Raw genomic sequence first — 15145 nt, forward strand, 5'->3', positions numbered from 1 at the left:
TTGCAATGGTATCCAAACAGCCAAGAAAACAGAGAAAGGCAAGATACACCGCACCTCTCCATATAAGGCAGAAATACATGGGTGCAAGACTCAGTGAGGAACTTACCAAACAGTACGGCACAAGAAGTGCTGCAGTCATCACTGGTGACACAGTAAAGGTCATGCGCGGAGACTTCAAGGGCACTGAAGGAAAAGTCCAGTCCGTATCCCTTATGGACGGCACAATCACAGTGGACGGAGTTATTTCCACAAAAGTGGACGGTACCGAAGTTCCAAGGCCCGTAAATCCCTCAAACGTCATGATCACAAAACTGGAAATGAAGGACGGGCGCAGAGCGTCAAGCATTAAGAAGTGAGGCAGGTGATTTTGTGACACACCAGAAAAGATTATCAGTTCCAAAGAGCTGGAAGGTCGGGAAGAAAGGCAATAAGTGGATCTCCACTACCCGCCCAGGGCCTCACAGCCAGGCACGCAGTCTTCCGCTCGGGATCATCATCCGTGACATCCTCAAACTTGTTGACAACAGCAGAGAAGGTAAAAGGGTTCTCTCCGAAGGAAAAGTCCTTGTAGATGGAATTCCCCGGAAAGACCTCAGGTTCCCGGTAGGTCTCTTTGATGTAATTACACTCCCTCTCGTAAATGAAGCATACAGGATGCTCCAGGATGAAAAGGGACGTCTGACCCTCCACAAGCTCAACGAAACTAATGTAAACAAGCTTTGCAGGATCAACAACAAGGCAACCGTCAAGGGAGGAAAAGTCCAGCTTAACCTCAATGACGGAACCAACATCATTGGCTCCAATGAATACGGGACAAAGGACTCCCTGATTCTTTCCATTCCTGACAAACAGGTAGTAAAACACCTGAAATTTGAGGTAGGAAACCTTGCAATGGTTGTAGGTGGCCAGCACTCAGGAGAAACCGGAAAGATTATGGAGATCCGGGAAGTTAAGAGTTCCAGGCACAACACAGTAATGATTTCCGGAGAAACCGATTTTGAAACAATCGAAGACTACGTAATCGTTATTGGCAAGGACAAACCTGAAATCAGGCTTGGCGGTGAGCTGAGTGAGTAATCCTATGCGCACACCGGTTGTCGAAAAGGTAATTGTCCACATGGGTGTTGGAGAAAGTGGCCAGCACCTGGTAAATGCCGAAGAAATCCTCCGGACCATCACAGGGCAGGGAGTCATAAGGTGCTTTGCCAAAAGGACTCTTCCTGCTTTCGCAATCAAAAAAGGCGAACCCATCGGCTGCAAGGTAACCCTTAGGGGCCAGACAGCCCAGAAGTTCCTTGAGACCTCTCTCGGAATCATCGAGAAGACCCTGAGCAGGTCCCAGTTTGATTCCCTCGGAAACGTCTCTTTCGGAATTGAAGAACATACTGACTTTCCGGGTATGAGATACGACCCTAACATAGGGGTTTTCGGAATGGATGTAACTGTTGTACTCAAGCGCCCGGGAGAAAGGATCTGCAAGAGGAGAATTGCACTCCGGAAGATCCCGACTGGCCACAGGGTCACGGTGGACGATGCGATCACCTTCCTTAACGAAAGTTATGGCGTGGAGGTCATGTAAATGACAGATACAATAAACAAGTCCGGAAGAGGAGTAAACGAATGCAAACGGTGTGGAAGAAAACAGGGGCTCGTCCGCAAATACGACATTTACCTCTGCAGGCACTGTTTCAGAGAGATTGCCCACGAGATGGGCTTTGAGAAGTATTCGTAAGGTGATTTAAATGGTATTACTTGATCCTCTTGCAAACGCCCTTTCCACCATCAAGAATGCAGAAGTCATTGGGAAGAGCTCCTGTATTATCAGGCCTGCTTCAAAAAATATTGGTAACGTCCTGAAGGTTATGCAGGATCTCGGCTACATTGGAGATTTCGAGTTTATCGACGATGGAAAAGCCGGAATCTATAGCGTTGCCCTTGTGGGAAGAATCAACAAGTGCGGTGCAATAAAGCCGCGTTACTCCGTCGGGACTGCCAGCTTTGAACGCTGGGAAAAGCAGTTCCTTCCAGCAAAGAACTTTGGTGCCCTTATAGTAACCACTTCAAGCGGGGTTATGTCTCAGTATGAGGCCCGTGATAAGAAGATCGGTGGGCAGCTTCTTGCTTATGTGTACTGAGGAGGGAACAGGAAATGGTTAAGGAAATTGCAAGAAAAATAGAGATTCCTGAAGGAGTTTCCGTCTCTCTCTCTCGGGATGTCTTCACTGCCAGGGGTCCGAAGGGAACTGTCGAAAGAAAGTTCTGGTACCCCGGAATCAGGATAGAAGTCAGGGAAGAAGAAGTACTGGTGGATGCAGAATCCTCCAGGAAAGAGCAGAAAGCCATGGTAGGTACTTTTACCTCTCACATCAAAAACCTGATCACAGGCGTGAATGAAGGCTTTGAGTGTAAGATGACCATTGTGTACGCTCACTTCCCGATGCAGGTAAAAGTTGAAGGTAAAACCTTCGTAATCGGGAACTTCCTTGGAGAAAAGAAACCAAGAGTTGCTAAGATACTTGGCGAGACAAAGGTTAAGGTAAGCGGGAGCGAGGTCATAGTTACCGGAATCAACAAGGAAGATGTCGGGCAGACTGCCGCAAACATAGAACAGAAAACCAAGATTAAGAGATTCGATCCAAGGATCTTCCAGGATGGAATCTACATAGTGCAGAAGCCCTGAGGTGGTTATGATGGCAGAAGAATTCAATGAAGTTGAAAGTACTTCAGTTTCCGCCCTTGATATGGATCCTGAATCCAAACGCTTATTCAATGTGAGAAAGGTTCAGAAGGGGAAGAAGCCCCAGTTCAAGAGAACCTGCAGCCACAAGTTCAAAAGGCTTGACAGCAACTGGAGGCGTCCGAGAGGTTTACAGGGCAAACAGCGCAGAAAGTATGTCTCAAAAGGTGCTCATGCCCAGGTAGGATACGGAAGCCCTGCTGCAGTCAAAGGTCTGCACCCCTCGGGTTATTCTGATGTTCTTATTTCCAGCATTGCGGAGCTTGAGCTTGTTGATCCGTCTTTCGAGGCTATCAGGATAGCAAGGACAATAGGCGCACAAAAGAAAGCCATTATTCTCGCAAAAGCTGAAGAATTGGGGATTAAAGTACTGAACCCTGGAAGGAGTGAATAAAATGTCAGACCTGTTCAACCAGAGGAAGCTGGCTTCCAAAGTTCTTGAATGCGGGCTTGACAGGGTATGGCTTAACCCCGAAGCATCCGAAGAAATCGCCTCCGCAATCACAAGAGAAGATATCCGCGGACTCATTGAGAAAGGCACCATTAAGGCAAAGCCTGTAAAAGGAGTCAGCAGAGGCAGAGCCAGAGCTCGTGATGTCAAACGTAAGTATGGGCACTGCAAGGGACATGGGTCCAGAAAGGGTAAGAAAGGAGCCCGTACCCCAAGTAAAGAGCTGTGGATAAAAAAGATCCGGGCTCTTAGAAACAGACTCAAGGAGCTGCGTACAGACGGAGCACTTGATAAGTCAGTGTATTGTAGACTCTACAGAAAGGCAAAAGGCGGAGAATACAGAAGCGTTTCCCACCTTAACTCCCACCTTGAGTCCGAAAAACTATTAAAGAAAGAATAATCAGGAGGAGCTGAAGATGGCAACAGGACCAAGATATAAGGTTCCTTTTAGAAGAAGAAGAGAAGGACGCACCAACTACCACCTCCGCCTTAAATTATTAATCTCAAAGCAGGACCGTGTGGTTGTAAGAAAGAGTGCAAGAAACGTTCAGATCCAGTTAATAGCTCCAACTCTCGAAGGGGACATAACTTATTCCTCAGCCGTTTCGAGTGAACTTGCAAAGTACGGTTACACAGGAGCTACCGGAAACACAACGGCTGCATACCTTACAGGGCTCTTATTTGGGCTGAAGAGTTTGCAGAAGGGCTATGAAAGTGGAATTCTGGACATAGGACTCCAGGCTTCCTCTGCAGGTTCCAGAGTCTATGCCGCCCTCAAAGGGATGGTAGACGCTGGTTTCGAAATCCCCTGCAGCCCGGAAGTGTTCCCATCGGACGAGAGGATCCGCGGAGAGCACATAGCCGAATACAGAGAAGAGAGCTCAGACCTGCCAGAGCAGTTTGAAGCAACCAAAGAGAAAATCTTTGCTGAGTTTAGTTAAGGTGATTAAATGGCATTCGATCAAGAATGGGTTCCGAAAACCAGGCTTGGAAAATTAGTCGTTGAAGGACAGGTTGCTTCCATGGACGAGGCGATCAAGTCAGGCCTGCCTATCAGGGAACCCCAGATAATTGATATGCTGCTTCCTGACCTGGAAGACGAGGTGCTCGACATCAACATGGTCCAGAGGATGACTGACTCCGGACGCCGTGTAAAGTTCAGAGCAACCGTAATCGTAGGAAACAGAAACGGCTATGTAGGGCTTGGACAGGCAAAGGACGTGCAGGTCGGACCTGCAATCCGCAAGGCAATCGACGCTGCAAAGCTTAACATTACCTATATCCGCAGAGGCTGCGGTTCCTGGGAATGTGCCTGTGGGCTGCCGCACACCGTACCTTACGAGGTTACAGGGAAGGCAGGCAGTGTAAGTGTGACCCTCATCCCCGCTCCAAGAGGACTCGGGATTGCCGCAGGAAACACTGCAACCAAAGTGCTCGAGAAAGCCGGTATTAAAGACGTATGGACCAAGACCTTCGGAACTACCAGGACAACCCTCAACTTCGCAAAGGCTACCTACGATGCCCTCAACAAGGTCAACATTGTAAGGCTGCCTGTGTACTACGGTAAGGAGGAAGTCTGAGATGTATGCAGTTGTGAGAATGAGAGGTCCGGTCAACGTACGCTATACCATTGAGGATACCATGAAGATGCTCCGCCTGCACAAAATTAACCACTGTGTGTTTGTGCCGGAAAATCCTCATTACAATGGTATGGTCCAGAAAGTGAAGGACTACGTTGCATACGGAAAGATTGATGCAAAAATCCTTGCAGAAGTCCTTGAAAACCGCGGAAGGCTTGAAGGCGACACCCGCCTCACAGAAGAATACATCCGTGAAAACACGGAGTATGATTCCATACTGGCCTTTGCAGAAGCCGTTGTCGAGGGGAAAGCCTTCCTTAAGGATGTCCCAAAACTGAAGCCTGTTTTCAGGCTTCACCCGGCCAGAAAAGGGCATGCAGGGATTAAGAGGACGGTACAGCAGGGTGGCGTACTCGGAAACCACGATGAAAATATCAACGTGCTTCTGCACAAGATGAGATAAGGTGGTTTAAATGGATACTAAGAAGTTCAGAGGGTCCAGGACCTGCGGAGGCGGGACCCATAAAAACAGGCGTGGAGCCGGAAACCGCGGAGGCCGTGGGAAAGCCGGTGGCTGTAAACACCACTTCGTAAGAGCTATGATGCGTGGGTACAGCTACGGTAAGCATGGTTTCAAGCGCCCTGATGGAATATCAAAGGACGTTTCCATAGTAAATGTTGGAGAGCTCGACGAACTTGCCCCCTATCTTGTTGAAGAAGGGCTTGCGGAAGTTAAGGACGGCGCATACCACATTAACCTTGAAAATCTCGGAATCGAGAAGGTACTTGGAAGCGGACGTGTCATGAAGAACCTTGTGGTCACTTCAGAGGAATTTTCAGCCTCTGCCCGCGAAAAAATAGAAAACGCTGGTGGAAGTTGCATCGATGCCGAATAAGTAGTGTCATCCCGACCCTACTTATTTCATTCTTTTAGTAACTTTTTATATTAGATGTGCTATATACCTTTTATCTTACGGTAAAACATAATCTAATATTTATTATAGTCTAAATAAATGTATATTTTGAATGGTGTAATCGATGACTCTCAGGGATACATTAGAACCGTTTTTTAACAAGTTACCCGCAGTAGCAAGTCCGGAAAAACACGTCCACTTTAAGGATAAACTCTGGTGGACTCTGGGAGTTCTGGTGCTGTACTTTGCTCTTGCAAATGTGCCGCTCTTCGGAATGTCTCAGGATTCTGTTGACCTTTTTGAATCTTACCGTGCATTCTTTGCCGGGGCTTCTGGATCTTTAGTCCTTCTCGGTATCGGGCCAATTGTCACGGCTTCTATTATTCTGCAGCTTCTTGTTGGGGCAGACATTATAAAAATGGATCTTTCTAACCCCAAAGATCAGGCATTCTTTCAGGGAGCCCAGAAGTTCCTTGTCTTTGTCATGATCCTTCTGGAAGCTCTACCGCAGCTTCTTGGCGGATACATCCAGCCGGATCCGGGGCTTGCTTCGACTCTTGGTGTAGGCCTGGGAGTGATCACTTTACTGCTCCTTGTCCAGATCTTTATCGGAGGCATGCTGATCCTCTTCATGGATGAAGTGATTTCCAAGTGGGGCATCGGGTCAGGAGTTGGGCTTTTCATCGTTGCAGGGATTTCCCAGCAGATCGTTACAGGTATCTTTAACTGGCAACTTGAGGAAGGGCTTCCTGTCGGACTCATTCCCAAATGGATCTACATCGCCCAGAACACCGGAGCAGACTATCTCTTCTCCGGTGAAGGTCTGATGTTCCTGCTTGTCAGAGGAGGAATCCTCGCTCTCGTGAGCACGGTTCTCATCTTCCTGCTTGTTGTATATGTAGAGAGTACGAGAATTGAGATCCCTCTCGCCCACAGTGCGGTTAGAGGGGCAAGGGGACGCTTCCCTGTTAAGCTTATATACGCATCAGTCCTGCCCATGATCCTTGTCAGGGCTCTTCAGGCTAACGTTCAGATGGTCGGGATTATCCTTTCCGGCAGAGGGATTACCTTCCTCGGAGAATTCAGCGGCTCAAAACCACTGAATGGGATCATGTATTACCTGGCTCCCATACACAGCCCATATGACTGGATACCGTCCCTTGTGCAGCAATCCTTTGCAACCTATGGAGTAGCTGCTCCGGCTACCTGGCAGATCGCTCTTCACGTCCTCATGGATGCCATAATGTTGATCGGAGGCGGGATTATATTTGCCCTCTTCTGGATAGAAACCACAGGCATGGGTGCAAAACCCACAGCCCAGAAGATATTCAATTCCGGAATGCAGATCCCTGGTTTCAGGCGGAACATCGGCAGTATTGAAAAGGTTATGCAGCGCTACATTCCAAAGGTTACCGTGATAGGAGGAGCTTTCATTGGGGGTCTCACCCTGGTTGCAAGCCTACTTGGTACTCTAGGAAGTGCCGGAGGTACCGGACTGCTGCTTACAGTAAGCATTGTGTACCGTCTGTACGAGGATATCGCTTCCGAGCAGATGATGGAGATGCACCCGATGATCCGTTCCTTCTTCGGGGAGCAGTAAGGGCTGATAAACCTCTAACTGCAGAGATAACTGAAAAAGATAGGTCAGAAAGGAAAACAATCAAATAAAAGGACACAAAAAGGGGATCTTCGAATGAACATAATACTCTTCGGCCCCCCGGGTGCCGGCAAAGGTACCCAGGCCAAAAAACTGGTTGATTTCTATGGAATTCCGCAGATTTCCACAGGGGATATACTGCGGGCAAATGTTAGAGAAGGAACGGAACTGGGACTTGCAGCCAAGGCATATATGGACAAGGGAGAACTTGTCCCTGATCAGGTGCTTATTGGAATAATTAAAAACCGCCTGACAGAGGCAGACTGCAAAAAAGGTTTCATTCTTGACGGATACCCGAGGACTGTCCCCCAGGCTGATGCCCTGGAAGCAATCCTTGATGAAATTGACAAGCCCATCGATGTCGTCCTCAACCTTGAGGTACCTGACGAAGTGCTTGTAGGAAGAATAAGCGGGCGTTTGATGTGCAAATGTGGAGCAAGCTACCATGTAGTCTCTAACCCGCCAAAGAAAGACAACATATGTGACAGCTGCGGCGCCGAGGTATTCCAGCGCGTCGATGATACTGCAGAAGCCGTCCAGAACCGTCTGGATGTCTACAAAAAGCAGACCCAGCCGCTCATCAACTACTATAAAGAAAAAGTGATCCTTGTCACCCTTAACGGTACAAAGGATATAAACGTGGTCTTTGAGGATATTAAGGCAATTCTTGCAAAGTTTGCCTGAACTCCTCCTTTCTTTTTCATTTGTTTTTACTTTTTTATTATTTTTTATTTTCCGGTGTTCTTAAATTTTCTTAATATTTTGAGTTCTTTTAATCCTCGAATTATCTCTCCTGATGGTTTCTTACGCGACAGAGTGATTAAATTTTAAATATTATGCGACTGCTTATCTCAGTAGGAAGCTTTGCTGGAGAATCTGAATTAACATGACTGAAAACTCTATAGACGAACTAATAAAGTGGGTTATCAGCGTTGACCGCCGCCTGATACTTATGGAGTCCATGAAAAAGCACACCGCAGTAAGGGCTTCGGATATCGCCCATGAAGCAAGCAGGTCTACACAAAATATCAGTCGCGCTTTAAAAGAACTTGAGGAAAGGGATTTAATCGAGTGCCTGACTCCTGAGAAAACGACCTGGAAAAAATACATGCTTACGGATAAAGGAAAAAAGATTCTGGAAAAGCTGGAGGGAAAATACCTTTAATATTGGTCAGATACTTTCTATCTGAATCACTTCTTTTTCGTCCTCCGGGATAACTCCGGATAGTACAATTTTTACCTTTGACAGTATTTTTCCTTCAGCCCTCTTCTCTGAGTCTTAGATAACCTTCCACAAGGTCAATATTGGCCCTGACAACCGATCTTTTGAACTCAGTCAAGTCTTTTGTGATAGCCTCAAGAGCATCAGCACAGTCCTGGCTGGTGACCACGATCCCATCGGGCACCATCCTGTCTGAGGAAATTTCTACTCCACGAACAATGGATTTGTGGAGGATAAGCGTATCTTTTCCAATATTGCAGTCAAACACCACTGCCCCGAACCCTATGAAGCAACGTTCTCCAATCAGGCAAGGACCGTGTACAATGCAGCCGTGGGCAAGGGAAGTATTTTTGCCGATCAGCACTTCGGAATGTGAGAGGGAATGGACCACGACATTGTCCTGTACATTGCAGCCGCTGTGAACGATTATGGATGATCCGGGCTCGTCTGCCCTGAGGACTGCATTGGGCCCGACGAATACATCATCTGCAATACTTACGTTTCCGATTATTACTGCAGTTTCGGATATCCATGCCTTTTTGCTGACTTTTGGGTGCTGTTTATGGGGGTTTGGTAGATGCATTTTTTACCTCTTTTATGTGGGGATACGCACGGAATCCCGTTTGGAATTTTTATCCCGAATAAGGCTCTCTGTTTTCAGGCTTCAAAGCTTTTTTATGACAAATTATGATAAGTTATTTAAAACTATGCTTTGATTCAACAACCCCTGAAAATATAATCCAATATTTTTTTCCAGGAAATAGCTCATGGAAAGCGTAGTTCTTCTGGCGAGAAATGTGAGAAAAAAGGAAAGTTAACGTGTCCCGAGAAGTTCAAAACAAAATAACAGCTAACTGTATTTAAGGATTAAGACCTCTCAGAACAGGGTTTTAAGGAAGACAATAGGTGTCTCAAAACATCAACCACATAACAATGGACGACAAATGTAAAAAATGGAATAAATAGAATATTACGGTTCAGTAAACATAATTGAGGCAATAGAAGGGAGAAAATAGAAGGGAGAAAATAGAAGGGAGGCTCAGTAAACATCCTCAGGCTCAAAGACCTTTTCTCCTACAACCTCTCCTTCGAGATTTCGATAGAAACATGACCTGTACCCCATGTGACAGGCTCCTCCGATCTGTTCAACAAAGAGGAGAATGGAATCCATGTCACAATCGATCCGAATCTCCTTCACTTTTTGCAAATTTCCCGAAGTTTCCCCTTTTTTCCAGAGCTGCTTCCGGCTACGGCTCCAGAAATGGGCGATTCCTGTATCTACAGTCTTTTCAAGGGCTTCCCGGTTCATATAGGCGCACATCAGAACCTCCCTGCTAATCTGGTCCTGAACTACGGCAAGGATCAGGCCATTTTCATATTTCAGGGTATCAAAGTCAATCATGGAGGATAGATTGCCAAACTAGTATAAAAAGGGAGGTTTAATAAAATAGTTCCTGTTTAAAAAAAGAACCTCTGAAAAACCAAATTTGAAGAGGATACAAAAGTTCTGCTCTCACGAAGTTCTGTTCTTACGGTTTGATCCCAAGTACATCTTCCACGTATGCCCTTAAAATCTCTGCAACGCTCCAGGCCTGCGCAATGCAGCCCCCGGGAGAGTAAGGGTAGTTACCATCAAATACCTCGGAAATAGTGCCTACACCTGCCGTTTCAAGATGCATATCAAAACCTTTGAGGAGGGAACGCATAGTTTCAAGGCTCTCTTTTGAGTAGTTGTGTACTTTCCTGTAGGCTTTGACATAGGACCCAAGAAGCCAGGGCCAGACGGTTCCGTTGTGGTAGGCCAGATCCCTGATTTGAGGACCTCCCTGATAGCGTCCTCTATAAGAAGGATTATCCTTTGAAAGTGTCCTGAGCCCGAAAGGCGTGAGCAGATCCTTTTCCACCCTGTCCACAATAGCCTTTTCTTTCTCAGAAGAAAGCATTGTGTAAGGGAGCGCTACTGCAAAAATCTGGTTAGGGCGGATCGATGGATCTTTAATCTGATTTCCCGCCTCATCCTCAGACACGACATCATAGAGGCAGTTAGTCTCCGGATTCCAGAAAACTTCTTCAAAGTTAGATGCTACCCCGGCTGCAAGAGTTTCATATGAAGAAGTTTCTTTGCCAAGGAGACCTCCGAGTCTGGAAGCAGTTTTCAGAGCATTATACCAGAGGGCATTGATCTCACAGGCTTTACCTGCCCTTGGGGTCACTGGATTATCCCCTATTTTAGCATCCATCCAGGTCAGTTGAGGGCCCTGCCGAATAAGATAATCAGAGTCCATACCGATTCCAAAGTCTGTACCCTTACGGTAATTATCAATGATACTTTCTACAGTATCCCAAACATCAGAGAGAAACAGTAAATCTTTTGTGTATGCGAAATATCGGCCAAGGGTATGAATAAACCAGAGAGAAGCATCCACTGTATTATAGACTGGCTCTCCTCCGAGAGCAGGGAAAGTATTAGGGACCAATCCCCTCCGGCAGTGCTTTGCAAAGTTTTTGAGAGTGGACCGAGCTTCATCGAATCGATGGGGAACTAAAAGAAGACCCGGCAGAGAAATCATGGTGTCCCGCCCCCAGTCAGCAAACCAGTGATATCCAGCAATTACCGACTTCTTGCCTGTAGAGGGATTCTTCACAATAAAAGAGTCAGTTGCCCTGAGAAGCTTAAGGGCGAAAGGTTCGGTAAGCCTGGAATTAAAAGCAAAAAGATTCTGCCGATAAACCTCCCTTGTATAGAGTTCCTCAACTTGCTCAAGAGTAAGGGAAGAAATATCTTCGGTTGAAGCAACAATAAAAAACCGGGAAGTTCCCAGTTTGAGTTTGCTTTCGAAATAACCTGGGTTAAAGTTGTCTTCCTGGAAGGCAAGTCCGCGATCCTTTTCAGTATCATACTCAAAATTGTAGTACCACATCGGATTACTATGGTACTGGAGATTGGACAAAAGCGAGAAAGAAAAACCATTAGAACTTTCCAGTTTTAATCTTGTAGACTCGGCTTCCTGATAAAAGGAAAGGTTTCCGGAGCGAGTAGTGGAATGGAAATCTCTTGAGTTTACCATAGGGAAAATTCTTAGCAAAGCTCCCTCTTTTCTGGATCTGACATCATAAACAATACAGGTCGTATTATTATTATGAACCATGAAGACCTTTTTCTTCACGGTAAAAACATCGGGCTGGTAAACCCAGAGGGGAAAGGGGGCAAGAATGAATTTGGAAAGGTAATTAAAACCCGTAGGAGAAACAGTGCCCGGATATTTATGGGTTGCAAGTCGATAGACTTCTTCATTGATAGAAATTTCCTCATCAAGAGAAGAAAGTAACAAAATCCTTCCTGGAGAATTCTCCGGAGCTGCTACAAGTAGTCCGTGATAAGTCCTTGTATCTGCTCCAATGACTGTTGATGAAGCATATCCTCCAAGCCCGTTCCCTATAATCCATTCTTTTTTTATACCTTCTTCATAAGTAGAAAATGAATCTGCTCCAAGCCTGATCCCACTCATACATACATGATTAGGATTTGATTTATTATATAGTTGTATGTTTGGAAGGAGGGGGTTTAAACATAGAAAGAAGTATACAGTATAATAAGTTTTAAGATAATTATATTTCAATTGTAAACATAAACTATTTTAGTTGTACAGGACATAAGAAAGTGAGAATTATGAATCAAGACCTTTTAGAAATCCTTGTTGATATCTTCAAATCATCCGGATACAATGTAATAATATCCAGTCAGTCTGATATCCGTGTAGAGAAAAATGGGCATCAAGCTTATGTCATGTGCGCCCTGAAGCCAGACTACGAGGAGATAAAATATTTTTCCGAAAAGATAGAAGCTTGTACCGGAATATATGTGATGACCCAGAAAATGTCGGGAAAATTGAATGAATATGCAGCTGAACTCGGAATATACATATGGGACAGAGACGAACTGGCTCTCCAGATCGGAAGGGCGGTTCTGGCAAATATGGAAAGAAAATCGAGTGCTTATCAGACGGAATCTGAAATACCTTTAAAGGAATCTCAGAACCAGGTAGAAGCTATCCCTGAACTCACCAGAGAAAACTGGGGAGAGGAAGACTTCAGACAGGAGTTTTACTCCGATGGGAGACTTGTACCACTTCAAGACATGTCAAGAGAAACAGAAAAAATCTCTTTTGAACCCAGAACCCTTCCAAAACCAGTTGAGGAGAGAAAACCTTTAGAGAGACTGGAAAATAGCGAGGTTTCCAGAATTGAGCCGTATGATATGCTGAACATACAATCTGTAGAACCCAGGATATCTAAAGATCAGGCAATTATCATTGCAAAACCCTATATCAGCAGCCCTAAAGACGCGATTTTGAAATTCGTACCTTTCTGGAAGTATTCCTACAGTGTTGAGGCAGAAAAACGGTTCAGATCAAAAGTGATGAGCATTACAGGAGAAGGGGATGGCTATCTTAATGCTCTGAACAAGTCAAAAGAAAATATTGATATAGAAGGTCTTGGGAATCCGACCAGGATTCCGGCAGTGCAGTATGAAGTAAAGCGGCCTAATGTAGATAAAAAACAGGCAGAGAAAGTCCTTCTTGATTTGATAATACAGGAAAATACACGTGAGATGCGCTTTAACAATCTGGAAGGGCAGGCAATTATATATGAACAGAAGAGCATCAGCCCAAAAGCCGATGAAATAGAACTTGACATGGATCTGGTATATATTCCTGTGTGGGAAGTGAAGGGTAAACGGAATTCTCTTGAGATCAATGCTTATAATGCCAGCGTGCTTGAAGAACCTATAGATGAAGATGCCGAATTCCTTTAAGAGAGACCTGGAAAAAAAATGGAAGAAAAAGTATTGGAAGAAAAATATATAAGACATGAAATATAAGTAGGTCTTGGGAGAAAAACGGATTTCCAGGAGAAGGAATCTGCCCTTCGAAGACTTATTTGAGAAAAATTTTTCAGATAAAAGAGATGCCATCTCGCATAAGCGTTATATGTATTAGATGCAAGATTATATAACGCTGATGAGTTATCTATAAGCTGTAACGGATGACATTTTATAGAAAATAAAGGTCTTCAGTATTTTAAAATTATCGAAAATAAAAAGAGGTATATATAAATGATTGAAGTAACAGAAAAAGCTGCTGCAGAACTGAAAACACTGCTGGAACAGGAAGGAAAATCTGACCTTGCACTCCGGGTCTTTGTTGCTGGAGTAGCCTGCAGTGGAGTCCAGTACGGTCTTGCCCTTGATGATGAAGTGAAGGAAGACGATGTGACAATGGAAAGCAACGGAATTAAGCTGGTAATGGCAAAAGACATCGAGAGCAGCTTCACTGAAGGCAGCATTGATTACGTTGAAGATGAAAACGGAAAAGGCTTCCTTATCCGCAACCTCGGTGCCGGTGGCGGATGCGGTACCTGTGGTGGATGCCATTAAATAAAAGCAAAAACCTCACAGGGGCATGAAAAAATACCCGAACCTGAAGAAGCAAATAAAAAATGAAAACAAAGGAGAAGGGAATTTATGTTTCCAGGAATGGGAGGTCGGGGGACGAACCCGGCTAAAATGAAACAGATGATGAAGCAGATGGGGATTGATGTTAAGGAGCTTAAGGACATTGAAGAGGTTATTATAAAGACTGCGAACTCTAATATAATTATTGAGAACGCAAATGTCACTATAATGACAGTCCAGGGTTCGGAAACATATCAGATTGTAGGTGATGCAAAGGAAGTCCCAAAATCTCTGGAAATCCCTGCCGAAGACATCAAACTCGTAATGGAGCAGACAGGCGTCTCCGAAGAAGATGCCAGGAAAGCCCTGAAGAACTCAAACGGAGATCTGGCAGAAGCCATTGTGGCACTTTCTGCCTGATCCCTTTTCTTCATTTTACTACCCTGTTATCTTTTTAAAAATTCAAATATGGATCGTTCTGCCTGAACATTTTATATCAGGTGTTCTCCTGAGCATTAATCTCAAGATTTTTCCGAGTATTTTTCTGGACGCCTTATCCAGTTCACTCTATATATCTTAATCTACGCTGAACACTTCAGTCTATTTTTAGGTCATAATAATCCTTCCTACGATAAGCCCTGGATTTAATGTTGAAGTATCACACTCCCTTCGGGACTTAGATAGGGGGCCGGAATAGAAAACAAGTACTTCAAATGATTCGATTCGAACCCGCTTTTAGAGAAGCATAGCTAAAAGAGAGTCAGACCATAAAAATCAAGTAAAAAAATAACGGATGAAAATAACGGGATGAAAAAGGTAAGAAATAAAACTTAGAAAACGGTTTCAAAAGAGAAAACATATCAAAAAAATATCAGAAAAACGTATAAAAAAATAAAGGCAGACAAAATAGTCCAGAAGAGAGACAAAGTAACAAGATCAAGAAGAATAGCAGCTTCAAAGAAGTAAAACAACAGTAATATAAAAAAATCAGTATCGAAAAACAATTCAGAAAACCATTTCAGAAAAACAATTTTAGAGAAAACGATATTCAGAGTAGATTTAAAGTAGTATAGGGTGAGTTTGGCAGCGATCCAGAGTTCCCGAAGGCTCGCACACTTCAGTACAGTAA

Annotated in this window: 21 protein-coding genes; 18 read left to right on the forward strand and 3 right to left on the reverse strand. The window is 44.7% G+C overall.

Annotation, left to right across the window (positions count from 1 at the left end):
* Positions 1-5 precede the first annotated feature (5 nt).
* The 15 genes from rplX to EO98_RS04870 all read left to right on the forward strand — a co-directional run bounded on the left by rplX (position 6) and on the right by EO98_RS04870 (position 8504).
* Positions 6-356, forward strand: a complete 351-nt coding sequence (gene rplX, locus EO98_RS04800) for a 50S ribosomal protein L24 (protein ID WP_048133930.1) — start codon at positions 6-8, stop codon at positions 354-356.
* 13 nt (positions 357-369) lie between these two features.
* Positions 370-1077, forward strand: a complete 708-nt coding sequence (locus tag EO98_RS04805; RefSeq protein ID WP_048133898.1) for a 30S ribosomal protein S4e — start codon at positions 370-372, stop codon at positions 1075-1077.
* Positions 1078-1081: 4 nt separating this feature from the next.
* Positions 1082-1579 (forward strand): 50S ribosomal protein L5, encoded by a 498-nt coding sequence (locus tag EO98_RS04810; RefSeq protein WP_048138488.1) that lies wholly within the window; start codon positions 1082-1084, stop codon positions 1577-1579.
* Positions 1580-1732, forward strand: coding sequence for a 30S ribosomal protein S14 (locus tag EO98_RS04815; protein WP_048127632.1), 153 nt, complete (start codon positions 1580-1582; stop codon positions 1730-1732). It begins immediately after the preceding gene.
* Between the two features lie 10 nt (positions 1733-1742).
* Entirely contained in the window at positions 1743-2135 is a 393-nt protein-coding gene (locus EO98_RS04820; protein ID WP_048133901.1) for a 30S ribosomal protein S8, read from the forward strand.
* A gap of 14 nt (positions 2136-2149) precedes the next feature.
* On the forward strand, positions 2150-2680 hold the full coding sequence (locus EO98_RS04825) for a 50S ribosomal protein L6 (RefSeq protein ID WP_048133902.1): 531 nt from the start codon (positions 2150-2152) through the stop codon (positions 2678-2680).
* Between the two features lie 10 nt (positions 2681-2690).
* Complete coding sequence (locus EO98_RS04830; RefSeq protein WP_048138524.1) at positions 2691-3131, forward strand: 50S ribosomal protein L32e; 441 nt, start codon at positions 2691-2693, stop codon at positions 3129-3131.
* A 1-nt stretch (position 3132) separates the two neighbouring features.
* Positions 3133-3588 carry a 50S ribosomal protein L19e gene (locus tag EO98_RS04835; RefSeq protein ID WP_048133903.1) on the forward strand — a complete coding sequence of 152 codons (456 nt, stop codon included), beginning with the start codon at positions 3133-3135 and terminating at the stop codon, positions 3586-3588.
* Between the two features lie 16 nt (positions 3589-3604).
* Positions 3605-4129: a 50S ribosomal protein L18 gene (locus EO98_RS04840; protein WP_048138489.1), complete on the forward strand. Its 525-nt coding sequence runs from the start codon at positions 3605-3607 to the stop codon at positions 4127-4129.
* 9 nt (positions 4130-4138) lie between these two features.
* Positions 4139-4768: a 30S ribosomal protein S5 gene (locus EO98_RS04845; RefSeq protein ID WP_048138491.1), complete on the forward strand. Its 630-nt coding sequence runs from the start codon at positions 4139-4141 to the stop codon at positions 4766-4768.
* 1 nt (position 4769) lies between these two features.
* The gene (locus EO98_RS04850) at positions 4770-5231 is read left to right on the forward strand and encodes a 50S ribosomal protein L30 (protein ID WP_048138493.1); all 462 of its coding nucleotides are present in this window, start codon (positions 4770-4772) and stop codon (positions 5229-5231) included.
* 10 nt (positions 5232-5241) lie between these two features.
* Complete coding sequence (locus EO98_RS04855) at positions 5242-5664, forward strand: uL15m family ribosomal protein (RefSeq protein ID WP_048133909.1); 423 nt, start codon at positions 5242-5244, stop codon at positions 5662-5664.
* A gap of 142 nt (positions 5665-5806) precedes the next feature.
* Entirely contained in the window at positions 5807-7282 is a 1476-nt protein-coding gene (gene secY / locus EO98_RS04860; protein ID WP_048138495.1) for a preprotein translocase subunit SecY, read from the forward strand.
* Between the two features lie 93 nt (positions 7283-7375).
* Entirely contained in the window at positions 7376-8023 is a 648-nt protein-coding gene (locus tag EO98_RS04865; RefSeq protein WP_048138497.1) for an adenylate kinase, read from the forward strand.
* Between the two features lie 202 nt (positions 8024-8225).
* Complete coding sequence (locus EO98_RS04870; protein ID WP_048138499.1) at positions 8226-8504, forward strand: winged helix-turn-helix domain-containing protein; 279 nt, start codon at positions 8226-8228, stop codon at positions 8502-8504.
* Positions 8505-8598: 94 nt separating this feature from the next.
* Here EO98_RS04870 and EO98_RS04875 read toward each other — a convergent pair whose 3' ends face one another.
* The 3 genes from EO98_RS04875 to EO98_RS04885 all read right to left on the reverse strand — a co-directional run bounded on the left by EO98_RS04875 (position 8599) and on the right by EO98_RS04885 (position 12070).
* Positions 8599-9144, reverse strand: coding sequence for a carbonate dehydratase (locus tag EO98_RS04875; protein ID WP_048138501.1), 546 nt, complete (start codon positions 9142-9144; stop codon positions 8599-8601).
* A gap of 456 nt (positions 9145-9600) precedes the next feature.
* On the reverse strand, positions 9601-9963 hold the full coding sequence (gene hisI / locus EO98_RS04880) for a phosphoribosyl-AMP cyclohydrolase (protein WP_048138503.1): 363 nt from the start codon (positions 9961-9963) through the stop codon (positions 9601-9603).
* 127 nt (positions 9964-10090) lie between these two features.
* Positions 10091-12070, reverse strand: a complete 1980-nt coding sequence (locus EO98_RS04885; protein ID WP_048138504.1) for an amylo-alpha-1,6-glucosidase — start codon at positions 12068-12070, stop codon at positions 10091-10093.
* A 161-nt stretch (positions 12071-12231) separates the two neighbouring features.
* Between EO98_RS04885 and EO98_RS04890 the strand changes: the two genes are divergently transcribed.
* From EO98_RS04890 to EO98_RS04900, 3 genes are all read left to right on the forward strand, one after another.
* Entirely contained in the window at positions 12232-13377 is a 1146-nt protein-coding gene (locus EO98_RS04890) for a hypothetical protein (RefSeq protein ID WP_048138505.1), read from the forward strand.
* A gap of 300 nt (positions 13378-13677) precedes the next feature.
* Positions 13678-13998 carry an iron-sulfur cluster assembly accessory protein gene (locus EO98_RS04895; protein WP_048133923.1) on the forward strand — a complete coding sequence of 107 codons (321 nt, stop codon included), beginning with the start codon at positions 13678-13680 and terminating at the stop codon, positions 13996-13998.
* A gap of 87 nt (positions 13999-14085) precedes the next feature.
* Positions 14086-14436: a nascent polypeptide-associated complex protein gene (locus EO98_RS04900; RefSeq protein WP_048133924.1), complete on the forward strand. Its 351-nt coding sequence runs from the start codon at positions 14086-14088 to the stop codon at positions 14434-14436.
* The last annotated feature ends 709 nt before the right edge of the window (positions 14437-15145 follow it).

Source organism: Methanosarcina sp. 2.H.T.1A.6 (assembly GCF_000979455.1).
Lineage (GTDB): Archaea > Halobacteriota > Methanosarcinia > Methanosarcinales > Methanosarcinaceae > Methanosarcina.